The organism is Corallococcus macrosporus (genome assembly GCF_017302985.1).
In the GTDB taxonomy this organism is placed as follows: Bacteria; Myxococcota; Myxococcia; order Myxococcales; family Myxococcaceae; genus Corallococcus; species Corallococcus macrosporus_A.
Genome location: NZ_JAFIMU010000002.1, coordinates 338,158 through 359,884, shown reverse-complemented (window position 1 = coordinate 359,884; position 21,727 = coordinate 338,158). Strand labels below are relative to the sequence as shown.

Annotated in this window: 15 protein-coding genes; all 15 read right to left on the bottom strand. The window is 69.8% G+C overall.

The features are described 5' to 3' along the window. Positions 1-7: 7 nt before the first annotated feature. The gene (locus JYK02_RS01815) at positions 8-511 is read right to left on the bottom strand and encodes a hypothetical protein (RefSeq protein WP_207048121.1); all 504 of its coding nucleotides are present in this window, start codon (positions 509-511) and stop codon (positions 8-10) included. A gap of 41 nt (positions 512-552) precedes the next feature. Continuing rightward, on the bottom strand, positions 553-3,621 hold the full coding sequence (locus JYK02_RS01810; protein WP_207048120.1) for a POTRA domain-containing protein: 3,069 nt from the start codon (positions 3,619-3,621) through the stop codon (positions 553-555). Between the two features lie 14 nt (positions 3,622-3,635). Next, on the bottom strand, positions 3,636-7,562 hold the full coding sequence (locus JYK02_RS01805; protein WP_207048119.1) for a translocation/assembly module TamB domain-containing protein: 3,927 nt from the start codon (positions 7,560-7,562) through the stop codon (positions 3,636-3,638). A 4-nt stretch (positions 7,563-7,566) separates the two neighbouring features. Next, on the bottom strand, positions 7,567-8,508 hold the full coding sequence (locus JYK02_RS01800) for an ExeA family protein (protein WP_207048118.1): 942 nt from the start codon (positions 8,506-8,508) through the stop codon (positions 7,567-7,569). 26 nt (positions 8,509-8,534) lie between these two features. Further along, positions 8,535-11,702, bottom strand: a complete 3,168-nt coding sequence (locus JYK02_RS01795; protein ID WP_207048117.1) for a tetratricopeptide repeat protein — start codon at positions 11,700-11,702, stop codon at positions 8,535-8,537. 191 nt (positions 11,703-11,893) lie between these two features. Next, positions 11,894-13,279: an acetyl-CoA carboxylase biotin carboxylase subunit gene (accC, locus tag JYK02_RS01790; protein ID WP_207048116.1), complete on the bottom strand. Its 1,386-nt coding sequence runs from the start codon at positions 13,277-13,279 to the stop codon at positions 11,894-11,896. 81 nt (positions 13,280-13,360) lie between these two features. Further along, positions 13,361-13,951 (bottom strand): acetyl-CoA carboxylase biotin carboxyl carrier protein, encoded by a 591-nt coding sequence (gene accB / locus JYK02_RS01785; RefSeq protein ID WP_207048115.1) that lies wholly within the window; start codon positions 13,949-13,951, stop codon positions 13,361-13,363. 40 nt (positions 13,952-13,991) lie between these two features. Then, a complete protein-coding gene (efp, locus tag JYK02_RS01780; protein ID WP_207048114.1) occupies positions 13,992-14,573 on the bottom strand; it encodes an elongation factor P in 582 nt (193 codons plus the stop codon). A gap of 141 nt (positions 14,574-14,714) precedes the next feature. Then, on the bottom strand, positions 14,715-15,077 hold the full coding sequence (locus JYK02_RS01775; protein ID WP_120525949.1) for a roadblock/LC7 domain-containing protein: 363 nt from the start codon (positions 15,075-15,077) through the stop codon (positions 14,715-14,717). Between the two features lie 33 nt (positions 15,078-15,110). Then, a complete protein-coding gene (locus JYK02_RS01770) occupies positions 15,111-15,776 on the bottom strand; it encodes a hypothetical protein (RefSeq protein WP_207048113.1) in 666 nt (221 codons plus the stop codon). A gap of 34 nt (positions 15,777-15,810) precedes the next feature. Continuing rightward, the gene (gene pilQ, locus JYK02_RS01765) at positions 15,811-18,612 is read right to left on the bottom strand and encodes a type IV pilus secretin PilQ (RefSeq protein ID WP_207048112.1); all 2,802 of its coding nucleotides are present in this window, start codon (positions 18,610-18,612) and stop codon (positions 15,811-15,813) included. A gap of 58 nt (positions 18,613-18,670) precedes the next feature. Next, the gene (locus JYK02_RS01760) at positions 18,671-19,231 is read right to left on the bottom strand and encodes a pilus assembly protein PilP (protein ID WP_207048111.1); all 561 of its coding nucleotides are present in this window, start codon (positions 19,229-19,231) and stop codon (positions 18,671-18,673) included. Positions 19,232-19,275: 44 nt separating this feature from the next. Beyond that, on the bottom strand, positions 19,276-19,860 hold the full coding sequence (locus tag JYK02_RS01755) for a type 4a pilus biogenesis protein PilO (protein WP_207048110.1): 585 nt from the start codon (positions 19,858-19,860) through the stop codon (positions 19,276-19,278). A gap of 22 nt (positions 19,861-19,882) precedes the next feature. Next, positions 19,883-20,566 (bottom strand): PilN domain-containing protein, encoded by a 684-nt coding sequence (locus JYK02_RS01750; protein ID WP_207048109.1) that lies wholly within the window; start codon positions 20,564-20,566, stop codon positions 19,883-19,885. A 35-nt stretch (positions 20,567-20,601) separates the two neighbouring features. Continuing rightward, positions 20,602-21,684, bottom strand: coding sequence for a type IV pilus assembly protein PilM (gene pilM / locus JYK02_RS01745; protein ID WP_014399064.1), 1,083 nt, complete (start codon positions 21,682-21,684; stop codon positions 20,602-20,604). Positions 21,685-21,727 lie beyond the last annotated feature (43 nt).

Below are 21,727 nucleotides of genomic sequence, written 5' to 3'. Positions count from 1 at the left end.
TCCGGCCTCACGGGTAGCGGTCCACCACCTGGATGACGCCCGTGTTGTCCTGCACCACGGAGAAGCCCTTCATGGGGCTGGGATACGCGATGAGCCCCTCGCCATCCCGGTCCCAGCGCGAGTCCAGCAGCACGCCGCAGAAGGGCACCGACGTGGCACCGCTCTCCGGGGTGAAGATGCGGTCATACCGGCCGAACACGCGGTGCTTCGTCACGTAGAGCCGTCCGCCGATGCGCGCCCCCGGCAGCTTCGCCTCCCCTTCCGCCTGCGGCAGCGCGATGACGAAGCTGTAGTTGTAGCGGGCCGGCCCCGGGTGGTCCTGGATGCTGTCCACGATGACGGGGATGCGGTCCCCCACCTTCAGCCCCAGCCGCTCCATCTGGAGCTGCGCGCCCCGGGGACAACTGCCCTCCGGAGGCATCCACGCGGGACGCGGCACCTTCGCGGCGGCGTCCGGCCCGTGCTGACACGCGAGCGCGCCCACGCCCAGCAGGGCCAGGCCCCAAGACATTCCACGGCGCACACGTTCGGGTCGCAAGCGAAGGCCTCCGGTCAGAACGTCCCGATGCTGAAGTGGAACTGCGTGGGGGCCTCGTTGAGCGCTTCGTCGCGGTCCAGGTTGAAGCCCACGTCGAAGGCCAGCGGGCCCACGGGCGTCACGTAGCGCAGGCCCACGCCCGCCGCGTAGCGCAGCACGCCCGGGTCGAACAACGTGCGGTCCTGCCACAGGTTGCCCGCCTCGAAGAACAGCCCCAGGTCCAACGCGGAGATGGCCGGCACGCGCAGCTCCGCCTTGGCCAGCGTGAAGAGCTCACCGCCCTGGCTCGCGGGCACCTGGCCGGAGAGCACCGCCTTCAGGTCGTCCGGGCAGCCCGCGGGGGTGATGACCGCGCGGCACGCGGCCAGCCGCTGGTGCAGCACCTCGCGCACGTCCTGCGGCAGCACGCCGTCCTCGCGGAAGCCCCGGAGGCTGGACGAGCCGCCCAGGTAGAACAGCTTCGACCCGATGTTCTGCGCCCCCTGCGTCAGCGGCACGATGGTGCCCGCGCGCGCGCTCACCGCCACGCTCGCGCGGCGGCCCAGCGGCGCGTACGCGCTCACGCTGCCGGACAGCTTCACGCCGTCGATGGGGAACTCCGGCACGCGGTTGCCCGCGACGTCCGTGGGGTGGACGCTGATGCCGCGCATGAACTCCACGCTGCTGCTGAGCACCATGCCCCGGCGCGGATTCGCCGGGTCGTCGCGGAAGTCCAGCGTCATGGACGGGCGCAGCGAGTGCAGCGCGAAGTCACCGTACGGGTAGCGCAGGCGCTCCTGGTCCGCGCGGTTGATCAGCTCCAGCACGCCCGCGCGCGAGCGCAGCCGGTTGTTCTCCAGTTCGTACTGGAGCGACACGTTCACCCACGACGCCAGCGCCCAGTCCGCACCCAGCACCGCCGCGAACCGCGTGGACAGGTACGACGGCCGGTGCACGCGCTCGCCAATCAGGTCCAGCCGCGCGCCAATCTCCTGCGGCGCCAGGAAGGACAGCCGGGGCTGGGACAGCGCCAGGTTGCCGCGTCCGCCCAGGCCGCTGAAGCCGTCCAGGTCGGACTCACACGCCTCGCCGGACAGCTCACCGGTGGAGCACCCGGTCGGAAGCCGCGACGACGACAGCGCCTCCGCGCTCGCGCCCGCGTAGTTCACCTTGCCGCGCGCCAGCAGGTTCAGCCCCCGGCCGTCCAGGTTGCGCCATGCGGTATCCAGCGTGATGCGCGGACCGTCCACCAGGAAGTAGCCACCGGACACCTCGCCGTCGATGCGCGGGCGCTCCTGCACCGTCACCAGCACGTCCTTGGAGGCCTCGCGGCGGTTGGGGTCCGCCAGCGACACCTCCGCCTGCCGGAACAGCCCCAACCGCGACAGCCGGCGCTGCGCCTCCGCCAGCGCCTCCACCGACAGCGGCTGCCCGGGCTTCAGGTCCAACTGCGCCAGCACCACGTCCGGATCCGAGCGCGTCAGCCCCTGGAGCAGCACCTGCCCCACGCGCACGCGAGGCCCCGCGTCCGTGCGGTAGGTCACCTGCGCGGAGGTGCCGTTCTCCTCCACCGACACGGAGTTGCTCACGCGAGCGAAGAGGTAGCCCTCGCGGCCCAGTCCCCGCTCCAGCGCGGCCTGCGCCTGGTCCACCTTCTCGAAGCTCAGCGGCGTCCCCGCGGGCAGCAGCAGCGTCACCCAGACCGGATCCACCTCCAGCGGCATGCCCAGGAAGATGGGCGCGCGGATCAGCGCGCGCGGTCCCTCCTCCACGTCGAAGTCCGCTTCCGCCGTGTGGCGGACCGCATCCACCTCGAGGCCACGGAAGGTCACCTGCGCGGACGCGAAGCCCTGCTCGCGGTAGGCCGTCGTCATGGCGTCCGCGGCCTCCAGCCACGCGTCCTCCACGTAGACCGTGGACGGATCCGGCGGGGACACCACGCTCGTGTCGTAGCGCCGCTCGCGCCCTTCGGTCTCCAGCGGATCCTCGCGCATGGCCAGGTCCAGCTCCGGCCACGTCTCCTGCGCCGCCACCTGGTTGGTGAGCATGGAGCGCAGCAGCTCGGACGACAGCGCCGCGTTGCCGTGGAAGCGTACGTCCGTCACGAGCAGCGGAGCGCCCTCGTCCACCTGGAAGCCCAGCACCGCCGCGTCCCCGTCCGGACGGATGAGCTCCAGCGGCCGCACGCGCACGTCGTGGAAGCCGCGCCGCCGGTAGAACGCCTCCAGCCGCCGCGCGAGCCGCGCCGCCACGGCCTCGTCCATCGCCTCCTCGCCGTCGTAGGCCACCACGCGCGCCAGCAGCGAGCTGGGGAAGCGGCGGTTGCCCGTGAAGCGCAGGTGGAACGCGGGGCCCGCCGACACCGGCACCGCCACGGACGCCTCGCTGTCCTCCACGACGACGGTGGGCGTGCCCACCCAGGCCCGCCAGTGCCGGCCCTCGCGCAACAGCGCCCGCAGCCGCTCCAGCCCGAAGTCCAGCTTCGCCCGGTCGAACACCTCGCCGGGCTTCATCCCCAGCGCCTCCACCAGGCGCGGCAGCGGCAGCGCGGGGCTGCCGGAGAAGGTCACCTGCCGCACGCGCGTGGGCTTGCCCTCCTCCACCACCAGCGTCACCGCGACGCCGCCCGCGGGCACCGGCCGCTCCTCCACCCGGATGTCGACGGCGTCGTAGCCCTTGCGCTGGTAGGCCTCGCGCACGGAGGCCGCCGCGGTGTCCAGCTCCTCCGGATCCAACGGCCCACCCTGGAGCAGCCCGCTCGCCTCCAGCAGCTCCCCGGACGTGAGGACGTGGTTGCCGCGCACCGCCACGTGCGACAGCAAGGGCAGCGGCGTGAGCTGGAAGACGAGCCGCACCCCACCCGGCACGTCCTGCGTGAGCGCCACCACGTCCGCGAAGCGTCCGGTGGCGAAGAGCTGCTCCACCGACTTGCGCACCGCGCCGGGCGTCAGCGCCTGACCCTTGCGCAGCGTGACGAGCCCCGACAGCCCGTCCGCGGCCATGCCCTCCGGCAGGTGCAGCTCCACCGCGACCACCGCGGGCGCTTCGTCGTCGTGGCCAGTGGGCGCCGCGAAGGCGGGCTGCGCGCACACGAGGAGCAGCACCGCGGTCAGCGCGGCTACTCGACCTCCCAGCCCAGCTTCAGCTCGAGCCCGAGGTTTCCGAACGACGCCTGGCTGTTCTCGTTGTCCCACTGGGCCTGTGCGGAAAGACGGTCGTCGAAGCGGTACTCAGCGCGTGCCCGGGTGCCTCGCCCACTCACAGGCTGGGTCATCCCGATTTTAAGCTGCTCGGACAGGAACTTCGACTCCAGTTGTGCGGTGGGCTCCGCCTGCCGGGTGGCGTCGTTGTAGGTGGTGGAGATCTGCAGGGACAAATCCCTGAGGACCGGGTTGCTGGGCAGGAACCGGCGCACCTGCCTGTCCAGTCCCGACACGTTGAAGAGTGCCTCCGCCGCCAGACCGTAGCTCGCCGACGCGGCCGTGTCCTTGTCCGCGCTCGTCACGCCCAGTGTCAGCAGCGACAGGATGTCCCCTTCCGTGAGCACCGGCTCCGAGGACAGCACCACCAGCGGGTTGGCCGGCCGGCCGAAGGCGTGCAGCTTCACCACGAACTCGCGCACCGACGTCTGCGCCTGCACCTCGAACACCGGGTCGATGCCGGACGCGTCGCGGAACTCCAGCTGCCCCTGCTCGATGGTGAAGAGGTTGTTGCGGAAGAACGCCTGGCTGCCCTCGGCCGCCTCCACGCGGCCCAAAAGCCCCGGCTTCACGTCCGTGCCGGTGAGCCGCACGTCACCCAACAGCCGCGCCTTCGCCAGGTTGTTGTCCACGCGCACGTCACCGAAGTGCACGTTGACGTCCCAGGTGAAGAAGGGGTCCCTCGCGCGCTCGCCTCCGCCGCCCACCGCGAGCTGCGGCTTCTTCTGCATCGTCTTGAGCAGCGATTCGATGTCGAGCGGCTTCTGGTAGCGCAGCTTGACGATGTCCAGCCCGCCCGTGACGGTGGGCCCCGTGGGCGGTCCCACGACCTGCAACAGGCCGGACACGGTGAGCGGCAGGTCCTCCGTCATCCGGTACGGCACGGCATCCAGTTGCAGCGTCAGCGCCAGCCGCTTGGGCACGAAGCGCTCCAGCCGGATGTCGCCGCGCGCGGACACCTGGCCGTCGTTGACCTGGGCCTGCAGGTGCTCCAGCAGCACGCGCTGGCCCGTCATCTCGAAGCGGCCGGACATGCCGCGCACGGTGAGCGGCAGGTCGCGCATGGACATCCGCACGTCGGACAGCTCCGCGGTGCCCACCACCGACGGCGCGTCCAGCGAACCCGTGGCCTCCGCGTCCACGCGCAGCTGCCCTCCCACGCGCTCCATGCCCGGCAGGAGCGGCTCCAGGAGGCGCACGTCCATGCGCCCCTCGCGCAGGCTCATGTTCATGGCGCGCTTGCTCATCCAGCCGCCCAGCGTGACGTCCACCGACGCGCCGCTGAAGCGGAAGGGCTGCACGTCCAGCCGCCCGTTGATGTACGTCAGCACGATGGGCCCCTGGTTGCGGCCGCGCAGGTCGCCCCGCGCGAGCGACAGCTCCCGCACCGTGGCCCCCACCTGGTAGCCCTCCGGCTGCAACAGCGGGCCCTGCATCGCCACGCGCCCCGCGAGCATGCCGGTGACGCCCGCGAGCGCCGGCACCTGGGGCAGCAGCGGCCGGATTTCCGGCAGCAGCAGGTCGATGTTGGACTCGAAGAGGTAGGGCTCCTTCACCGTCATGGACAGCGAGCCCTGCGCGTCGCGGAAGGGGCGGCCGGTGATGCGCAGCTGCTTGCCCTCCTGGTGCAGCGCGAGGTCCATGGCCCCCAGGTCGCGCGACGCGAAGGTGATGCGCGGCCCCTTCAGCGTGGCCTGGATGTCGGGCTTGTCCGCCGTGCCCGCCACGGTGCCCGCGAGCGCGAGCGCGCCCTGGATGCCCATCTCCTCCGCGGTCTCCGGGCCCACGGCCTCCGCCAGCGACAGGTTCTCGCCGCCGAAGCGGTAGTCCAGCGCGCCCGTGGCGAAGCCGAAGGAGCCCTCCACCCAGCTGCGCCCCAGCCGGCCGTCCAGCACGGTGCGCTCCAGCACCATCTCCTTGCCGTCCACGAAGCGCAGCCGCGCGGAGCCCGCGCCCAGCCGCCGTCCCAGGTACGTGGTGTCGCGCAGGTCGAAGGCCACCAGCCCCTCCAGCTTCTCCAGCGGGCTGTCGATTTCCACGCGCCCGGAGGCCGCGCCGGCGAACTGGCCTTGAATCACGGCGATGGACGGACTCAGGCCCGCCACCAGGTCCACCAGGTCCTCCGTACGCCCCTGTGGCACCGTGACGTCCAGGCGCAGGTGCAGCAGGCGCGCGAAGGTGAGCGCTGCCTTGCCGAAGTACTGCGTGCGCCCCTTCTGGCCGGTGAGCGACGGGAACGACAGGAGCCCGTTGGAGTACGACAGCTTCGCCTGCGTCACGCCCAGGCCGAAGCCCCAGAAGGTGAAGTCGCGCAGGGACAGGCTCGCGTCCACCTTCACGTCCGAGTACGGCCCCACGATGGAGTAGTTCGCGGAGCCCTTGCCGGACCACGGCAGCTCCGCGATGTGGCCGAAGTCCGACAGCTCCAGCTCGCCGTTGCCCTGGATGTCCAGGCCGCGCGCGGTGTCGAAGTAGAGCGTCACGTCGCCGTGCACGCGCGAGCGTCCGGACTCCACCGTGAGGCGGGTGAAGGACACGCGGTCGCCCGTCAGCTTCACGGCTGTCTGCGCGCGGCCGCGCTCGAAGGTGAGCAGCGTCTTGCCGGCGCTCGGTGGTGCGTCGAACGCGCGCGTGGCCAGCACGAAGCGGCCGCTGCGCAGGTCCAGCGGCCCGGACAGCGACGGCCGGGGCAGCAGCGTCCCGGTGAGGTGCGCGTTCGCCGTCGCGGGGAAGTCCACCCAGGAGCCCGCCACGCCCGCTCGCTCCAGGATGCGCCCGAACGACGCGTCCTCCGTCTGGAGCGTCACGTCCACCGGCAGCTCCGGCGTGAGCTGGAGCGCGCCCGACAGCTTCACCTTGCCGCTTCCCAGCGGCGCCTCCAGCGACTCCACGCGCACGCGGTCCCCCGCGTACGACAGGCGCGCGTTGAGGCTCACCGGGCCGTACTGCTCATAGGCCAGGTTGCTCGCGGACAGGTCCGCGCCCACCGCCAGCGCGGAGGGCTTCCCGGTGAAGGACAGGCGCGTCCACAGGTGTCCGGTGGCCGGGCGCGGCAGCAGCTTCGCCTGCGACAGCGTGCGCAGCGGCAGGAACACCTGCGCGTCCAGCGCGAGCACCGGATGGCACAGCGTCTCCACGCGGCCGGACACCGTGGCGGTGATGTCGTCGAGCGTCACCTCCGCGCGCTCCACGTCCAGCAGCCCCTCGTCGGGATCCAACGCGCCGGTGAAGCCCAGTTGTCCCAGCGACAGCTCGCCGCCGCCCGCGCCCAGGCGCACCAGGCCGCGCCGCGCGCCGACCTCCAGCTCCATCACGCCCCAGTGCTCCACCCAGCCCACGTCCAGGTTCTCCACCTCCACGCCGCGTCCCTCCGGCAGTGCGAGGCGCACCTCCGCGCCGGTGATGTCCAGGCGCCCCACGCCCACGCGCGTCAGCGGCGTGAGCGGGCACGTGCTGTCGGAGGATGGCGGGCTCGAAGAGGGCCGGGACAAATCCAACGCCACGCGCGGATGGCGCACGCGAACCTGGCCCAGCATGAGGCGGCGCGACAGGGGCGACAGGAAGCCCAGCGCCACCTCCGCCTCGTCCGCGGCGAACAGCGGCGTGTCCGTGCCGCGAGCGAACACCGACACGCCGTGCAGCACCACGCGCGAGCCCAGCGGATCCAGCTCGCACCGGCCGATGCCGATGTCCACGCCCAGCAGGTCCGGCAGGTGCCTGCGCGCGACGGTGCAGGCGGCGTCCCAGGTGAACGGCTGACGCAATAGCAGGATGCTCCCCGACACCACGAGGAGCACCCACAAGAGCGCCTTGCGCGCTGCGCTGTTGCGGCTGGGGAGGGACAAGCCGCTAGAGCTTACCGAGTCCCTCGAGGTAGCGGTCGATCTCCGCCAGGTCGATTTTCGTGTTCGCCGTCCGGGGCAGCGACGTGGCGGGAGCGCTCGCTCGCTCGCCTGCCTGGGCAGCAGCCGAGCCGCCCTGGAGTCCCAGGTTCGTCCCGATGCGGTGCACCAGCTCCGCGCTGATGGTCTCCGAGCGCGCCAGGAACGCCTCGAAGAGGGCGTTGTCGCACAAGGTGTTGATGACGCGCGGGGTGCCGCCGGAGTGCTCGTGGACGGCGAGCAGCGCTTCCGGCGAGAACGGCATGCGCGGGCAGCCGGCGAGCCGCAGCCGGTGCTTCACGTACGCCTCGGTGGACTCCGCCGTGAAGGGCTCCAGCTTGTAGCGGAGCGCCACGCGCTGGGCGAGCGGCGGGTCCAGCTTCAGGTTCTTCTCGATCTCCGGCAGGCCGAAGAAGACGAAGGAGATGAGCTTGCGCTCCGGCACTTCCAGGTTCAGCAGCCCCCGGAACTCCTCCATGATCTCCCGCGTCTCCAGCATCTGCGCCTCGTCGATGAGGACGACGGCCTTCTTGCCGGACTCGTAGATTTGCAGGAGGCGCTGGTAGAGCTGCGACAGGAGCGCCAGCTTCTCCTGCGCGGGGTTCTCCACGCCCAGTTGGAGCGCGATGCGGCGCAACAGCCACTGGGCGGTGATTCCCGAGTGGATGATGACGAGCAGCGCGGCCTCGTACTCGGACTCCGGAAGCGAGTCGAGCATGCGCCGGGCGAGCGTCGTCTTCCCCGCGCCGATGTCGCCCACGAGGATGGACAGGCCCTTCATGTAGCCCACGGCGTGCATCAGCCGGGTGAGGGCCTGCGAGTGCTGCGCGGAGTTGTAATAGAAGCGGCTCACCGGAGCGTTGGAGAACGGCTCCTGGGTGAGTTCGAAGAAATCGAGGTAGGTCGTCATCGCTCGCCGGGCCTCGTGGGGACGCGCTACACGTACCCTACTTTACGAGCCTTCGGCGCGCCCGCGGCAGGAACCGGTGCCGGAGTCGCGGGGCCCTTGCCGGCGCGAGGCAGCGGGTCCTCTTCCGGAGCAGTCACCGCCGACAGCCGCGTCACCTGCGACCCCACGTCGCGGTACTTCGCGTCCATCGCGGCCACGCGCTGGAAGTGGAAGAGCGCCTTGCCCGGCTCGTTGAGCGCGTCGTAGGCGCTCGCGAGCTCGAAGCCCAGGGCCTTGGCCACCTCGCCCGTCGCGAGCACGTTGGAAAGGCCTTCCTTGAACACCTGCACGGACTCTTCCGGCTTGCCGCGCAGCGTGTGGAGCATGCCAATCATCGTCAGGCAGTCCAGCTCGCGCGGCGTGCCCACGCAGCCCTGGCGGGCGACGTCGAACTCGTGGACGGCGTCGTCCAGCAGGCCCATTTCCTTGTAGGCGATGCCCAGGTCGTAGTGCGTGTCCACGTCCTCGGGCTTCACCACCTTGGCCAGGCCCTTCTTGAACTCGGCGAAGACCTCGTCCACCGAGTACTGGAAGTCCTCGTCCGCCGGGGGCACCGCCGCCAGCGACTCACCGCCCAGGTCGTCCAGCTCTCCGGCCAGCTGCGCCGCCAGGTCGAACGCGTCGCCGCCACCGCCGTCGTCGAGCGACGCTTCCGTCACCGGCTGCACAGAGGGCACGTGCAGGGGCTCGGCGGGAGCCTCGTCCGCGGGGGCCGCGCCACCGCCGGCCTCCAGCTCCTCCAGCCGCGCCATCAGCTCCCCGGCGCGCACGTGGCCCGGGAACGCGATGGCCACCGTCTCCAGGATTTCGCGCGCCTCTTCCAGCAGGCCCTGGTCCAGGAAGAACGACGCCTCGTCGCACTCCTCGGAGGCAGGCTCCTCCTCGGGCTCGGCTTCCGGCTCCGGCTCCGGCGCATCCGCCAGGGCCTCGGGCTCGGCTTCCGGCTCGGGCGTCTCCTCGTACGTTTCGGCCTGGGGCTCGTCGTAGGCCGGCACCTCCACCGGCGCGAGCACCATGTGCGCGGCCGTGGGCTCGTCGTCGTCCTCGTCGCCCAGCGACATGCCGCCCGTGTACGGGGGCTCGTCGGCGGGCGCGGCGAAGCTCTCGTCCAGGCCGGCGTCGTCCAGCGCGGAGGCGTCCAGCGGTGCCAGCCCCACGCGCGTGGGCGCGTCGTCGTCCTCGCCCAGCGACATGCCGGGCTCGACCAGGGCTTCGTCGCCGCCGTCGTCCAGCGTCGGCATCTGGTACGTGTCCGGCGCGGCCTCCTCCAGCAGCGCGCGGGACGGGGACAGGATGCGCGTGGGAGGCGCCTCCTCCTCGTCGCCCAGCGACATGCCGCCCGGCTCGTCCGCGAGCACCATGGGCTCGTCGCCGCCCGCGTCCGCGTACGCCAGCGCGTCGTCCGGAGCGACCAGCGGCTCGTCGTCCAGGCCCGCGGAAGCGTCGGAGCCGTCCAGGCCCGGCTCGTCCGCGAGCACCAGCGAGTCCTCGTCGGACGCCACCACCATGTCGTCCTGCGGCGGCAGGTCGTAGACGTCGTGCTCGGCGGAGCTGATGGGCTCGCCCATCACGGCTTCCTCGCCGCTCAACGTGGTCTCCGCGACCTCGTCGTCGACGATCTCATCCGAGTCCGAACCGTGGCTCAGCGCCGCGAGCGCCAGCTCGTCGCCTTCCGGCTGCGCGAGCGCGTCCTCCGGCGGCTCCGCGACGAGGACCTCGTCGTCGTTGGAGTCCACCAGGATGGCGTCCTCCTCCAGCGACTCCACGCCCGGCGTCGCCGCCGGCGCCACGAAGCCCCCTTCCGCGCGCAGCACGGACAGGAAGGCAGGCACCTCGGGATGCGCCGGGTTCTCCTGGAGGATGGTCGCCAGGTACGGCTGCGCGCGCTGCACGTCCGCGCGGCGCGTGCACAGGCGCAGCACGTTGAGCAACTGCTCCGACGCCTGCGCGCCGTTATTGGCCGCCACGTAGATGTGGTACGCCTTCTCGTGCGCGTCCAGGTTCTCCGGATCCACGGAGAAGACCTTGCGCAGGTGCTCCAGCGCTTTGTCGTGGAGCCCGTACTTCACGTAGACGTCCGTCTCCGTCAGCAGCTTGGCCAGCTGCTCGCGGCTCATCCCCGCGGGAGGAGGCGGCACCACGGCCGCGGGCGGCGCGGCGGGCGCGGGACGGGCGGCGGGCGCGGCGGCGGCGGGAGCGCTCCACGCGGGCGCGGCCTCTTCCGCGGGGTGGTGCGCGGCGGGAGCGGGCTCCGGCTCGGGCTCCGCGACGGGTCCCCGGCGCGCGAGCAGATCCGGATCATTCGGATCCAGCAGTTCAATCTGCGTCCACACGCCGTCGGACTCGGCGGTGCGGCCGCGCTCCTGGTGGATCTTCGCGAGTTCCTTGTAGACGGACACCGTCTTGGAGACCTGGCCCAGCCCCTGGAACGCCTGGGCCAGGAGCGTCAGCGTCTCCACGTCGCGGCCATCCGCCTTGAAGCAGACCTGGAGCTTGGCGAGCGCGCGCTTCTGGTCGCCGCGCTGCAGGTAGGAAGCGGCCAGCTCCTTCGCGAGCGGGAGGTTGTCCGGCTCCAGCGCGGAGAGGCGCTCGGCGACGCGCAGCCAGTCATCCGCGCGGGCGTTGCGCTTGAGGTACTCTGCGGCGCGCTTGAACTCCTGCGCCGCTTCCTTCGTCATGCTCTCGCGCGCGTACAGCTCCGCGAGCTTGATCTTCGACGCCACGTTCTCGGGGTCGAGATCCACCATCTTCTTGAGGGTGTCGAGGCTCGACTTGGTGTCGCCCGCCTTGTCGTAGTGGTTGGCGACGATCTGGAAGTACGCCATCGCCTCCGACATCAATCCCAGCTGCTGGTGCAGCTCCGCCAGCTTGAGGTTCACCTCCAGCAGGTTCGGGTTGAGCTTGAGGACCTGCTTGTAGAGGGCGACGGCCTTGAGGAAGAAGCCGTCCGAGGAGTAGCTCTCCGCGACCTTGGTGAAGAAGTGCGCCGCCTGCGCGTTGTCGTTCTTCTTCTGGTACAGCTCCCCCATCTTCTGGAGGACCCGGATGTCCTTCGGGTCGACCTCCAGGACCTTCTGGTACTCCTTGATGGCTTTGTCGTACGCGCCCTTCGCGACCAGCTTCGCGGCGGCTTCGATGATCTTGTTCTTGTCCATCGAGCGTGCGCTTCCGGCAGGCAGAAACCCCGAGGAACTTCGCGGGTTTCAGTCCTTCTCTGGGGGGGAGCTTTGGAGGCTAACGGAATCCTCCAACGCGGGTCAAGAAACAGCCTTCCACCCCCCGGGGCTGGATCACCCGCCTGGACGCTCGTCCGCCCGGCGGGTGTTCCGTGCCCTCACGGTGAGCGCTACGGCGTCTCTTCCACGGCCTTCTTGAGCCGGCGCGAACCCGTCTCGCTCGCCAGCAGCCGCTCCACGAAGCGGGTGTCGTAGTTGCCCTCCTGGAAGGACTCCTCCGCCAGTGCGGCCCGGTGGAACGGGATGTTCGTGCGGATGCCCTCCACGACGTACTCGGAGAGCGCGCGCTGCATGCGGCGGATGGCCGTCTCGCGGTCCTCCGCGTGGACGATGAGCTTCGACAGCAGGCTGTCGTAGTGCGGCAGCACCGTGTAGTTCTCGTACGCGGCGGAGTCCACGCGCACGCCGTAGCCGCCCGGCACGCTGTAGCCGGTGATCTTCCCCGGCCACGGCGCGAACGTGACGGGGTCCTCCGCGTTCACGCGGCACTCGATGGCGTGCCCGCGGATCTGCACGTCCTCCTGCTTGAAGCGCAGGGGGTGCCCGTAGGCCATGCGGATCTGCTCACGGACCAGGTCCACGCCCATGACCAGCTCCGTCACGGGGTGCTCCACCTGGATGCGCGTGTTCATCTCCATGAAGTAGAACTCGCCGCGCTCGTCGAGCAGGTACTCGATGGTGCCCACGTTGTTGTAGCGGAGCTTCCGCATCGCGGCGACGGACACCTCGCCCATGCGCTGGCGCAGCTCCGGCGTGAGCGCGGGGGACGGGCTCTCTTCAATGAGCTTCTGGTGCCGCCGCTGCACGGAGCACTCACGCTCGTTGAGGTGGATGATGTTCCCGTGCTCGTCCGCGACGATCTGGATTTCGATGTGGCGCGGCTTCTCCACGTACCGCTCGATGTAGAGGTCGCCGTTGTTGAAGGACGCCAGGGCCTCCGCCTGCGCGGTGGAGAACGCCTGCGCGAGCACGCCGGGCTCGCGGACGATCTTCATGCCCTTGCCGCCGCCGCCCGCCGCCGCCTTCAGGATGACCGGGAAGCCGATCTCCTTGGCGAACGCCTCCGCCTCGCGCGGATCCTTCACCACGCCGGGGCTGCCCGGCAGCAGCGGCATGCCGGCCTCGCGGGCCGCGGCGCGCGCGCGCACCTTGTTGCCCATCAGCCGCAGCATCTCCGGACGCGGGCCAATGAAGCGGATCTTGCAGTTCTCGCAGACCTCCGCGAACTCGGCGTTCTCCGACAGGAAGCCGTAGCCCGGGTGGATGGCGTCCGCGCGCGTGATTTCAGCCGCGGAGAGCAGCTGCGGCACGTTGAGGTAGCTCTCCTTGGACGGAGGCGGCCCGATGCAGACGGCCTCGTCCGCGAAGCGCACGTGCAGCGCGTTGGCGTCGGCGGTGGAGTGCACCGCCACGGTGGCGATGCCCAGCTCACGGCATGCGCGGATGACCCGCAGGGCAATCTCCCCGCGGTTGGCGACCAGGACCTTCTTGAACACGGCCGTGCTCCTAACGCGAGGGCCTTCAAGGCGCGGCGCGCCCCGCCCGATGCGGGCCGGACGCGCCAGACGACGAGTGACTCAGGCCGGCTCGATGCGGAACAGCGCCTGGCCGAACTCCACCGGGCGACCGTTCTCCACGAGGACCTCGGCGATGCGGCCGGAGACCTCGGACTCGATTTCGTTCATCAACTTCATCGCTTCCACGATGCAGAGCACCTGGCCCTTGCGCACCACCGTGCCCACGTCCACGAACGGGGGCTGGTCCGGCGCGGGGGTCCGGTAGAACGTCCCCACGAAGGGGCTCGTCACCTGGTGGCCCGGCTTCTCCGCGGGCTTCTCCGCAGCCGCCGCGGCGGCCGGAGCCGCGGGCGCGGCGGGGGGCGCCGCACGGGGCGCGGCGGGAGCGGCGTACTCCACCGGCGGCGACACCGTCACCCCGGGGCCCGAAGGCGCCGTGTGGTGGACGATGGTCGTCTCCGGCGCGTGACCGCGGCGGATGTAGAGCTTCTCCGGCCCCCGCGTCCACACCAGCCGGGTGACGTCGGAAGCCTCCAGGATTTCGACGATCTGCCGGAGGGCCTCCACGTCCAGCGACGTGGTGCCCGAATCCCGTCCGGAGGCCGCACCCGAGGACTCGGGCGACCGGGTTGCCTTGCGCTTCGTTGCCATTCAGACCCCTCCCGGGTCGCCAGGTGAAGGGAAGCTGCTCTCAGCCCGCGGTGGACACGCGGGTGAGGTACTTGCCACCTTCACGCGTGTCGATCTTCAGCACGTCGCCCTCGTTGATGAACAGGGGGACGTTGACGGTGAAGCCGGTCTCCAGCGTGGCGGGCTTCAGGGCGCCGGACACGGTGTCGCCGCGCACGCCCGGGTCGCACTTGGTGACCTTGAGGTCCACCGAGTTCGGCACCGACACGTTGATGGCCTTGCCGTTCCAGAAGAGGATCTCCACGTCGAGATTCTCCTTCAGGAAGTTCACGGCCTCTCCGAGGCCTTCCTTGGACAGGAAGGTCTGCTCGAAGTTCTTCTTGTCCATGAAGTAGTAGTCGCCGTCCTGGACATACAGGTACTGCATGTCCTTGGACTCGATGTCCGGCGTGCCCACCTTGTCGCCGGACTTCAGCGTGGGCTCCAGGACGCGACCGTCCAGCAGGCTGCGGATCTTCGTGCGCGTGAAGGAGGAGCCCTTTCCAGGCTTGACGTGCTGGAAGTACTCGATGACGTACGGCTTGTCCTCCCACAAGATCTTCAAACCATTGCGGAATTCGGACGTGTCGACAAACCCGGCCATGGGACCGACTCCTTCATACAGACGTAAAGGCGAAAGTCCGGGGTGTCTAGCCCATGCCCTGGTTCCTGCAAAGAGGAAAGCGGAGGCACGCTGCGTCGCCGGGCAGGCTCGACAAGCTCCTGCCCGAGCGGACGTGCGCGGCTACAACTCCGCCTTCACCTGCGGCGCGGTGACGCGCAGGACATAGCGCCCCTTGCCGAAATTCCCGTCCGCGCGCAGGGCCAGCACCAGGAAGTACTCCGGCGTCAGCAGGCGCATCACGGTGAGGACCTTCTCGCTGTTGACGGACACCTCGGTGACGGTGCCCGTCTTCAGCGACTCGGCCGCGTTCTTCAACTGCGTGAGCAGGTTGGCGTACTCCACCCAGGTGCCGGAGACGTCCAGCTCCGTGGCCTCGTCCTTCTGGAACGTGTCCACGGAGATGCCGTCGAAGCCCATCACGCTGCACGCGAGGGCTCCGTCCACCTGGTTCACCACCGCTTCAAGGTGCGTGCGAAAAGACATGGTCCTCCCGGGGCGTGGTGATGGGTGCCCGGCTCACGGCTGCGGAACCTTGCACGAGGGGAGGTTGCCATCCTGGCCACCCGGCGAACCGCACGGGGCTCCGGGCTCGGGCACCTCGCCGGCCTTGCAGTCAGCGACGCCGAAGTTCCGGCGGATGGCGTTGATCGTGTAGACGATCTCGTTCGTCTCGAACTCCTTGCTGCCCGAGCCGTACTCCCCCGCGAACTGGACGGTGACGCGCACCTGGACGTCCCCGCCCTTCGTCGCCTCCGACAGGATCCCCGAGGCCTCCGACGTGAGCAGGCCGGTCACGAGGACGTTGCCCTGCGAAGAGGGATTCAGGCCGCCCGCGTAGGGCACCTCCGCATCGGGGATGGAGAGGCTCGGCGTCGTGTCGTAGGACAGCCGCAGCGTGGTGACGAACGCGGTGGCGGCGCCCCCCTCGACGCCGTCTGGCTCCAGCGGGTTATCCCCGACGGAAATGGGCGTCGCGCTGTAGCTGTTGTTCACGAGGAAGGCCAGGACGTAGCTGCGGCCATACTCGAAGTTGAGCTGGCCGCTCGCGATCCCGGGCGCTTCCGTGTCCACCGAGCAGCTGGCGTCGGGCAGCTTGATCTGGGTGATCTGGACAGCGGGAGCGCTCTCGGAGCACGAGAAGAGCCCGAGCGACAGGGCCGCCGCGATGAAGAAAGGCTTCATTGGACTGGTCTCTCTCAATCAGGGCGCGAAGCCGTTAGAGGCTCTGCGCGATGGTCTGCCGGTTGAGGATGCGAGGCGTGATGAAGATGAGCAGCTCCTGCCGCTCGTCCGTGTCGTTCGTGTTCCGGAAGAAGAAGCCGAGCACGGGGATCTTCGACAGGAAGGGCACCGAGTTCACCCGCGTGCTGCCCCGGCGGACGTAGATGCCGCCGATGACCGTCGTGTCGCCGTCCTTCACCAGGACCTGGGTCTGGGCCTCCTTGCGCTGGATGGAGGGCTGGCCGTTGGCGCCCGTGTTGGACGGGTCCGGCTGGTTGTTCTGCGCCGCGATGGACATGAGGATGCTGCCGTCCTGGGTGATGTGCGGCGTGACTTCCAGCGACAGGCGCGCTTCGACGAAGGTCGTGTTCACGCCGCCGGCCGACGTCTGGCTGAACGGGATGGACAGACCCTGGCTGATGCGGGCCGTGTTGTTGTCCAGCGTGGTGACCTTGGGCGAGGAGATGGTCTTCACCGTGCCCTCGGTCTCCGCCGCGGACAGGCGCAGGTTGAGCTGCACGGCGCCGCCCGCGGAACCGAAGGCGAAGCCCATGGCGCCACCGAGGCCCTCACCCACCGCCGCCGGCAGGTTCACCGCGAAGTTGGGCTGGGCCGGAACACCCGCGGCCCCGCCAGGCGAGCCGCCCGTCACACCGACGGTGCTGGGGAAGATGAGGCCGGTGGGGTTGCCCGTCGCGGTGGACAGGCGCGTCTGGCCACCCCACTGCACGCCCAGGTTGCGGCTGAAGGTGGTGCTCGCCTCCACGATGCGGCTCTCGATGAGGACCTGCGGCGTCTGCGTGTCCAGGCTGCGCACCAGGGCGCGCGCCTTCTCCGTGTTGGAGCGGATGTCCTTGATGATGAGCACGTTGGTGCGCGTGTCCACCGTCACCGAGCCACGGTCGCTGAGCACGTCCTTCACGCGCGACGACATCTCACCGGCCACCGCGTAGTTCACCGGCACCAGGCTGACCAGCAGGTCCTCCTGCTGCTGCAGCGACTTCTTGCGCTCCTGGCGCAGCCGCGCCTCCTCTTCCAGCGTCTTCAGCGGCGCGATGCGGATGATGTTGCCCACCTGCTCCTGGCCCAGCTGCTTGGTGCGCAGGATGAGGTCCAGCGCCTGGTCCCAGGGCACGTTGCGCAGGCGGATGGTCACGCGGCCACCGACGTCGTCGGCCACGACGATGTTGCGCTTGGAGATCTCCGCGATGACGCGCAGCAGGTTCTGGATGTCGATGTCCTTGAACTCGAAGGACACGCGCTTGCCGCGGTAGCGCGCCTGCTGGGGCGCGCCCTCCGCCGCGTACGCCGGGGCCTCCGCCGTGAAGCCGGCGGTGCGCTGGGTGACGGCGACCTCCTCCGTCTTCACGCCCTGCACGTCCAGCCGCCAGCTCAGGCTGTTGGCGCCCTGGGTGACGTTCTCCTCGATGGCGCCGTCCGCGGCGACCACCAGGCGCACCTTGCGGCCCTCACCGGGGACGCTGAAGGCGCTGATCATCTTCACCGGCGTGTCCAGCGCGCTGGTGTCCAGGCTGCGCTCCAGCTTCTTGGGCAGGCGCGCGTTCTCCAGCGTCAGCACCGCGCTGCGCGGATCCGGACGGTCCACCTTCCACGCCGTCGCGCCGGACAGCTTCAGCTGCACGCGGCCGCCCGTGGGGCTCTCGTCGAAGGACAGGTCCTTGACCTCCACCGCCGCCGGCTGCGGCGCGGCCTGCGCCACGGCGGGCTGCGGCTTCGCGGCCTCCTGCACCGGCAGGGGCTGCGGGCGCAGCGGCTCGGTCTCCGCCACCGCGTCGCGAGGCTGGGAGGGCTTCGGCTTGCGCGCCACCGCGCCGCCCAACACCACCTCCAGGCCGCGCTCGGAGCGGTCCACGCGGTACGCGGGCATGTCGCCCTTGGCCACGAGGACCAGGCGCACCTTGTCCTCGTGCGCGCCCACGCGCACGTCCTTGAGCAGGTTGCCCTTCACCTTGGGCGCCTTCGCGCTCAGGCCCACGCCGTACACGTCCACGGCCAGGCGCGGCGGGTCCACCAGCTCCAGGACCTCATAGCGGGCGATGTCGCCGTCGGCGCCGACGCGCAGCGCGTCGCCGTCCAGGGACAGCCGGGTGATGCGCTGGGCCGGGTGGGCCACGTCGCGCTCATCCGCCTCCGTGGCGACCACGTTCTCACGGCCGGGCGCCTGGGACGGGGCCGCCTTCGAGGAGGTCCCCTCCTCCGGCACCACCGCCACCATCGCCTCCACCACCGGCGCGGGCTTCACCGGCTCCGGCTTCACGGGCTCGGCGGCGGCCACCTGCAAGGGGGCGGGCTTCGGCGCGGCGGCGGGGGCCACCGGCTTCGCCTCAGCCGCCGGAGCCTGGGCGGTCGCGGCGGCGGGGGCCACCGGTGAGCCGTCCACGGAGATGACCACGCGGTTGCCCTCCGCGCGGACGTCGTACTGGGAGGCCTGATCCAGCGCCACCAGCACGCGGCCCACGCTGGCGCGCGCGTCGGAGAACTGGGCGGCCACCACGCCGGACACCGGACCGGTGCCGTCGTGGTGCCCCTTGATGCCGGTGGCGTCCGCGGACGACAGGTCCACCACCAGCCGCTCCGGCCCACTGAGCCGGAAGACGGTGAAGGTGGGCGGCCGGGTCCCGGTCACCACGACCTGGGCACCGGCTCCCGTCCGGGACACCTGCAGGTCCCGCAGCGTATTGAGATCCGCGCCGTACACCTTGGCGCTTGCCAGGACGACCGCCCATGCGGCCGCCATGATCCACTTGCCCCTCGTCACAGCGCTCTGCTCGAGCATGCGTCCCCTCAACAAGTTGGAAGCGGGCGACGACTGCCCGCGGGCGCGCCGTGGGGCGCTACTCCCAGTTCTTGCCCGTCATCAGGTTGTAGGCGGGGTCCTTCACGCCATCCGCCTTGAGCTGGAGACTCACCGGGTTGCTGATGAGTTCGCCCTTGGCACCCGTGAAGACCTCGGTGACGGTGACCGAGTCCCTTAGAATCTGTGTGACCTTGCCGCCCTGGCGCCCCACGCGGGTGTTGCGCCGGACGATGTGGCCGCGGCCCAGGGGGTCCTCGACCATCGCCAGCGGGCTGGCATCCCCCGTGACGACCGCCACCAGCTTGAGCTGGTCGAGGTCGAACACGCACAGGGGTTCGTTGCAGGCACGCTCCGGTGCGTCACGCGCCACCGGCCCGAGCTCCTCCAGCGGACTGCGGAACGGATCCCGCTTGCCCACCGGGCTATAGGTGTAGACGAACGGTGGCGCCGCCGACGCCTCGGTCTTCTCCTCCACCGGGGCCGGCGCGGGGGCGGCGGCCTTGGGAGGAGCAGGTGGCGGGGCTGGGGGCGAGTCCTCACAAGCGGACAGGGTCAGCGCCATCACCGCAGCGGTCATCGTGGACTTGAACGTCTTCATCCGCGTCATCCCTTGTCGCCCCAGTTGCCGGGCGGATCAAGTTTCTAGTTGCTCTTCTTCTCGATGAACCGGAACGTCGTCGCCAGGAAGCTGCTCTGGAGGACCACCTTCTCGTTCTTCAGGGTCGCGCCATCGAGCTTGATGTTGTTGACGTTCACGATGCGGCGCATGTTCGCCATCTCCTGCAGGAACATGGCGATCTCGTGGTAGTTGCCGCTCACCGTCATCTTGATGGGGATGCGCGCGAAGAACTCGCCGCCCTCGACGTACTCGCGGTCGGGCTCCACGCGGGAGATCTCCAGGCCGGACTTCTTGCCGATGTCGTTGATCTGCGCGAGCAGCTCTTCCATGTCGCGCCGCTCCGGCAGCTCCGTGAGGGCCTCCGCCAGCTTCTGCTCGAGCACGTCCATCTCACGACGGCGCTCGTTGAGGTTCTGGGCGATCTCGCTCTTCTCCGCGAGCTCCAGGTCCAGCGTCCGGCGCTCCGACTGGCGGCGGGCGATGTCCTCTTCCGTGGGCTGGATGAAGGAGAAGAAGTTGCCCACGGTCAGCAGGACGACGATGGCCGCGAGCCCGCCGAACTTCGCCGCGGGAGGGGCCTTCGCGAGTTGATCCAGGTATTTTTCCATGACAGGGGTCCTTCGCCGCCAATCAGATGGCGTAGTTGGCGGTGAGGGTGAGCTTGAACTCGACGAAGGACGCGGCCCCGGCCTGGTTGGGCTTGGTCTGCACCGCGTTGGTCAGTTCGATGTTTCCGAAGAAGGGCTTGATGTCGCTGGCGGAGAACTCCTCCACGCTGGCGGTCTCCGTGTTGAAGAGCTCCACGCGCGACGTCTTGCTGACGCCACGGCCCTGATCCACCAGGCGCCCCATGCCCTTGGGCGTCCACACCATGCCGCCCAGGCCGCGCATCAGCTCGGCGACCTCGTCGTGGCTGACCGCGCCGCCGTTGATGGTGACGCTGTTGGAGGCCTCCACGAAGTCCTTGAGCCAGACCTTCTTGGGCATGGCGGAGGACAGCGCGTCCAGCATGCGCACCGGCCCGTTGCGGCCCTTGCGCAGTGTGTCCAGCACCGCGAGCTTCTTCTCCACCTCCGCCTTGCGGGCGTTGATGTTGGTCACCTCGCCGATGACCTTCTCCAGCTCCGCGATCTTCGCGCGCGTCTGGGCGATGCCCTGCTTGGTGCGCTCCAGTTCGCCGTCACGGTCCGCGAACCAGAAGTAATTGCCGACCACCGCGGCGATCAGGACCGCGGCGTAGAGGGCCAGGATCTGCCGGCCCATCTCCCGCTTCTTCACCGCCCGGACGGGCAGCAGGTTGATTCGGATCATCATGTGCGTTCAGTTCCTCAAGGTCGGTCAGAGCGGTATCAGCCCAGCTTGTCGCCCGGGCGCCGGAGCGCCAGTCCCACGGCCACCGCGGCCATGGGCGCCACGTCCATGATGAACGCGGGGTCGAACTTGCGGTTGTCCACTTCAATCTTCCGGAACGGGTTGAGGATCTCCACCGGCACGCCGGTTCGCGCCTCGATGGTCTTGAACAGGGCGGGGATCTTCGCGGTGCCGCCGGAGAGGTAGACCTTGGTGAAGTTCGAGTCCGCGGCGGTGCCCGCGTAGAAGTCCAGCGAGCGCTGGATTTCGCCGGCCACCTGCTCCGCGACGCTGGAGAGCACGCGCTCCACGTCCTGGGGAACGACGGCGTCCGCGTCCGCGCGGTTGCCGCCGATCTTCAGCGCCTCCGCCTCCTCGTAGGAGACGTTGAGCTGCTTCTGGATCTCCTCGGTGAACTGGTTGCCGCCGATGGTCACGTCACGGGTGAAGACGGTGACGCCGTTGGCGATGATGTTGATGTTCACCACGGAGGCGCCGGCGTTGATGAGGACGACGGTCTCCTTGTCCGGCAGCTCGTAGTTCGTGGAGAACATGTTCTGGACGGCGAACGCGTCCACGTCCACCACCACCGGCGCGAGGCCCGCCTCGGAGACCACGGTGGTGTAGTCGTTGATCATGTCCTTCTTGGCGGCCACCAGCAGCACGTCCATCTGACCGGTGGCGTCGTTGCCGCCGCCGTCGAGGATCTGCGTGTCGATGTTCACGTCCTTCACGTCGAAGGGGATGTACTGCTCCGCCTCCCACTGGATGCTCTCCTCGAGCTCTTCCTGGCTCATGCGGGGCATCTGGATCTTCTTGATGATGACCGAGTGGCCGGACACGCCGATGGCGACGTCCTTGCCCTTGACCTTCAGTTCGGACATCAGCTCCTGGACGGCCTGGACGATGGCCGTGGAGTTCATCAGCGCGCCGTCCACGATGGCTTCCGGAGGCAGCGGCTTCATTCCGAAGCTCTGGAGCGCGTAGCCAACTTCACCGCGCTTGCGCTGCTCCTTGAGCATGATCATCTTGATCGACGTCGACCCGATATCCAGCCCGAGTGCCAGTTTGCCCTTCGCCATGCGTAACTCCATCGGAGAGGCGGCCAGCGTAGCACCGGCTTGA

Excerpts from the sequence above, each read along its gene's own strand:
- JYK02_RS01795 (WP_207048117.1), bottom strand. The coding sequence starts at position 11,702 with ATGGACAAGAACAAGATCATCGAAGCCGCCGCGAAGCTGGTCGCGAAG.
- JYK02_RS01750 (WP_207048109.1), bottom strand. The coding sequence starts at position 20,566 with ATGATGATCCGAATCAACCTGCTGCCCGTCCGGGCGGTGAAGAAGCGG.
- JYK02_RS01760 (WP_207048111.1), bottom strand. The coding sequence starts at position 19,231 with ATGAAGACGTTCAAGTCCACGATGACCGCTGCGGTGATGGCGCTGACC.
- JYK02_RS01770 (WP_207048113.1), bottom strand. The coding sequence starts at position 15,776 with ATGAAGCCTTTCTTCATCGCGGCGGCCCTGTCGCTCGGGCTCTTCTCG.
- accB (WP_207048115.1), bottom strand. The coding sequence starts at position 13,951 with ATGGCAACGAAGCGCAAGGCAACCCGGTCGCCCGAGTCCTCGGGTGCG.
- pilQ (WP_207048112.1), bottom strand. The coding sequence starts at position 18,612 with ATGCTCGAGCAGAGCGCTGTGACGAGGGGCAAGTGGATCATGGCGGCC.
- pilM (WP_014399064.1), bottom strand. The coding sequence starts at position 21,684 with ATGGCGAAGGGCAAACTGGCACTCGGGCTGGATATCGGGTCGACGTCG.
- efp (WP_207048114.1), bottom strand. The coding sequence starts at position 14,573 with ATGGCCGGGTTTGTCGACACGTCCGAATTCCGCAATGGTTTGAAGATC.
- JYK02_RS01755 (WP_207048110.1), bottom strand. The coding sequence starts at position 19,860 with ATGGAAAAATACCTGGATCAACTCGCGAAGGCCCCTCCCGCGGCGAAG.
- JYK02_RS01815 (WP_207048121.1), bottom strand. The coding sequence starts at position 511 with ATGTCTTGGGGCCTGGCCCTGCTGGGCGTGGGCGCGCTCGCGTGTCAG.
- JYK02_RS01775 (WP_120525949.1), bottom strand. The coding sequence starts at position 15,077 with ATGTCTTTTCGCACGCACCTTGAAGCGGTGGTGAACCAGGTGGACGGA.
- JYK02_RS01800 (WP_207048118.1), bottom strand. The coding sequence starts at position 8,508 with ATGACGACCTACCTCGATTTCTTCGAACTCACCCAGGAGCCGTTCTCC.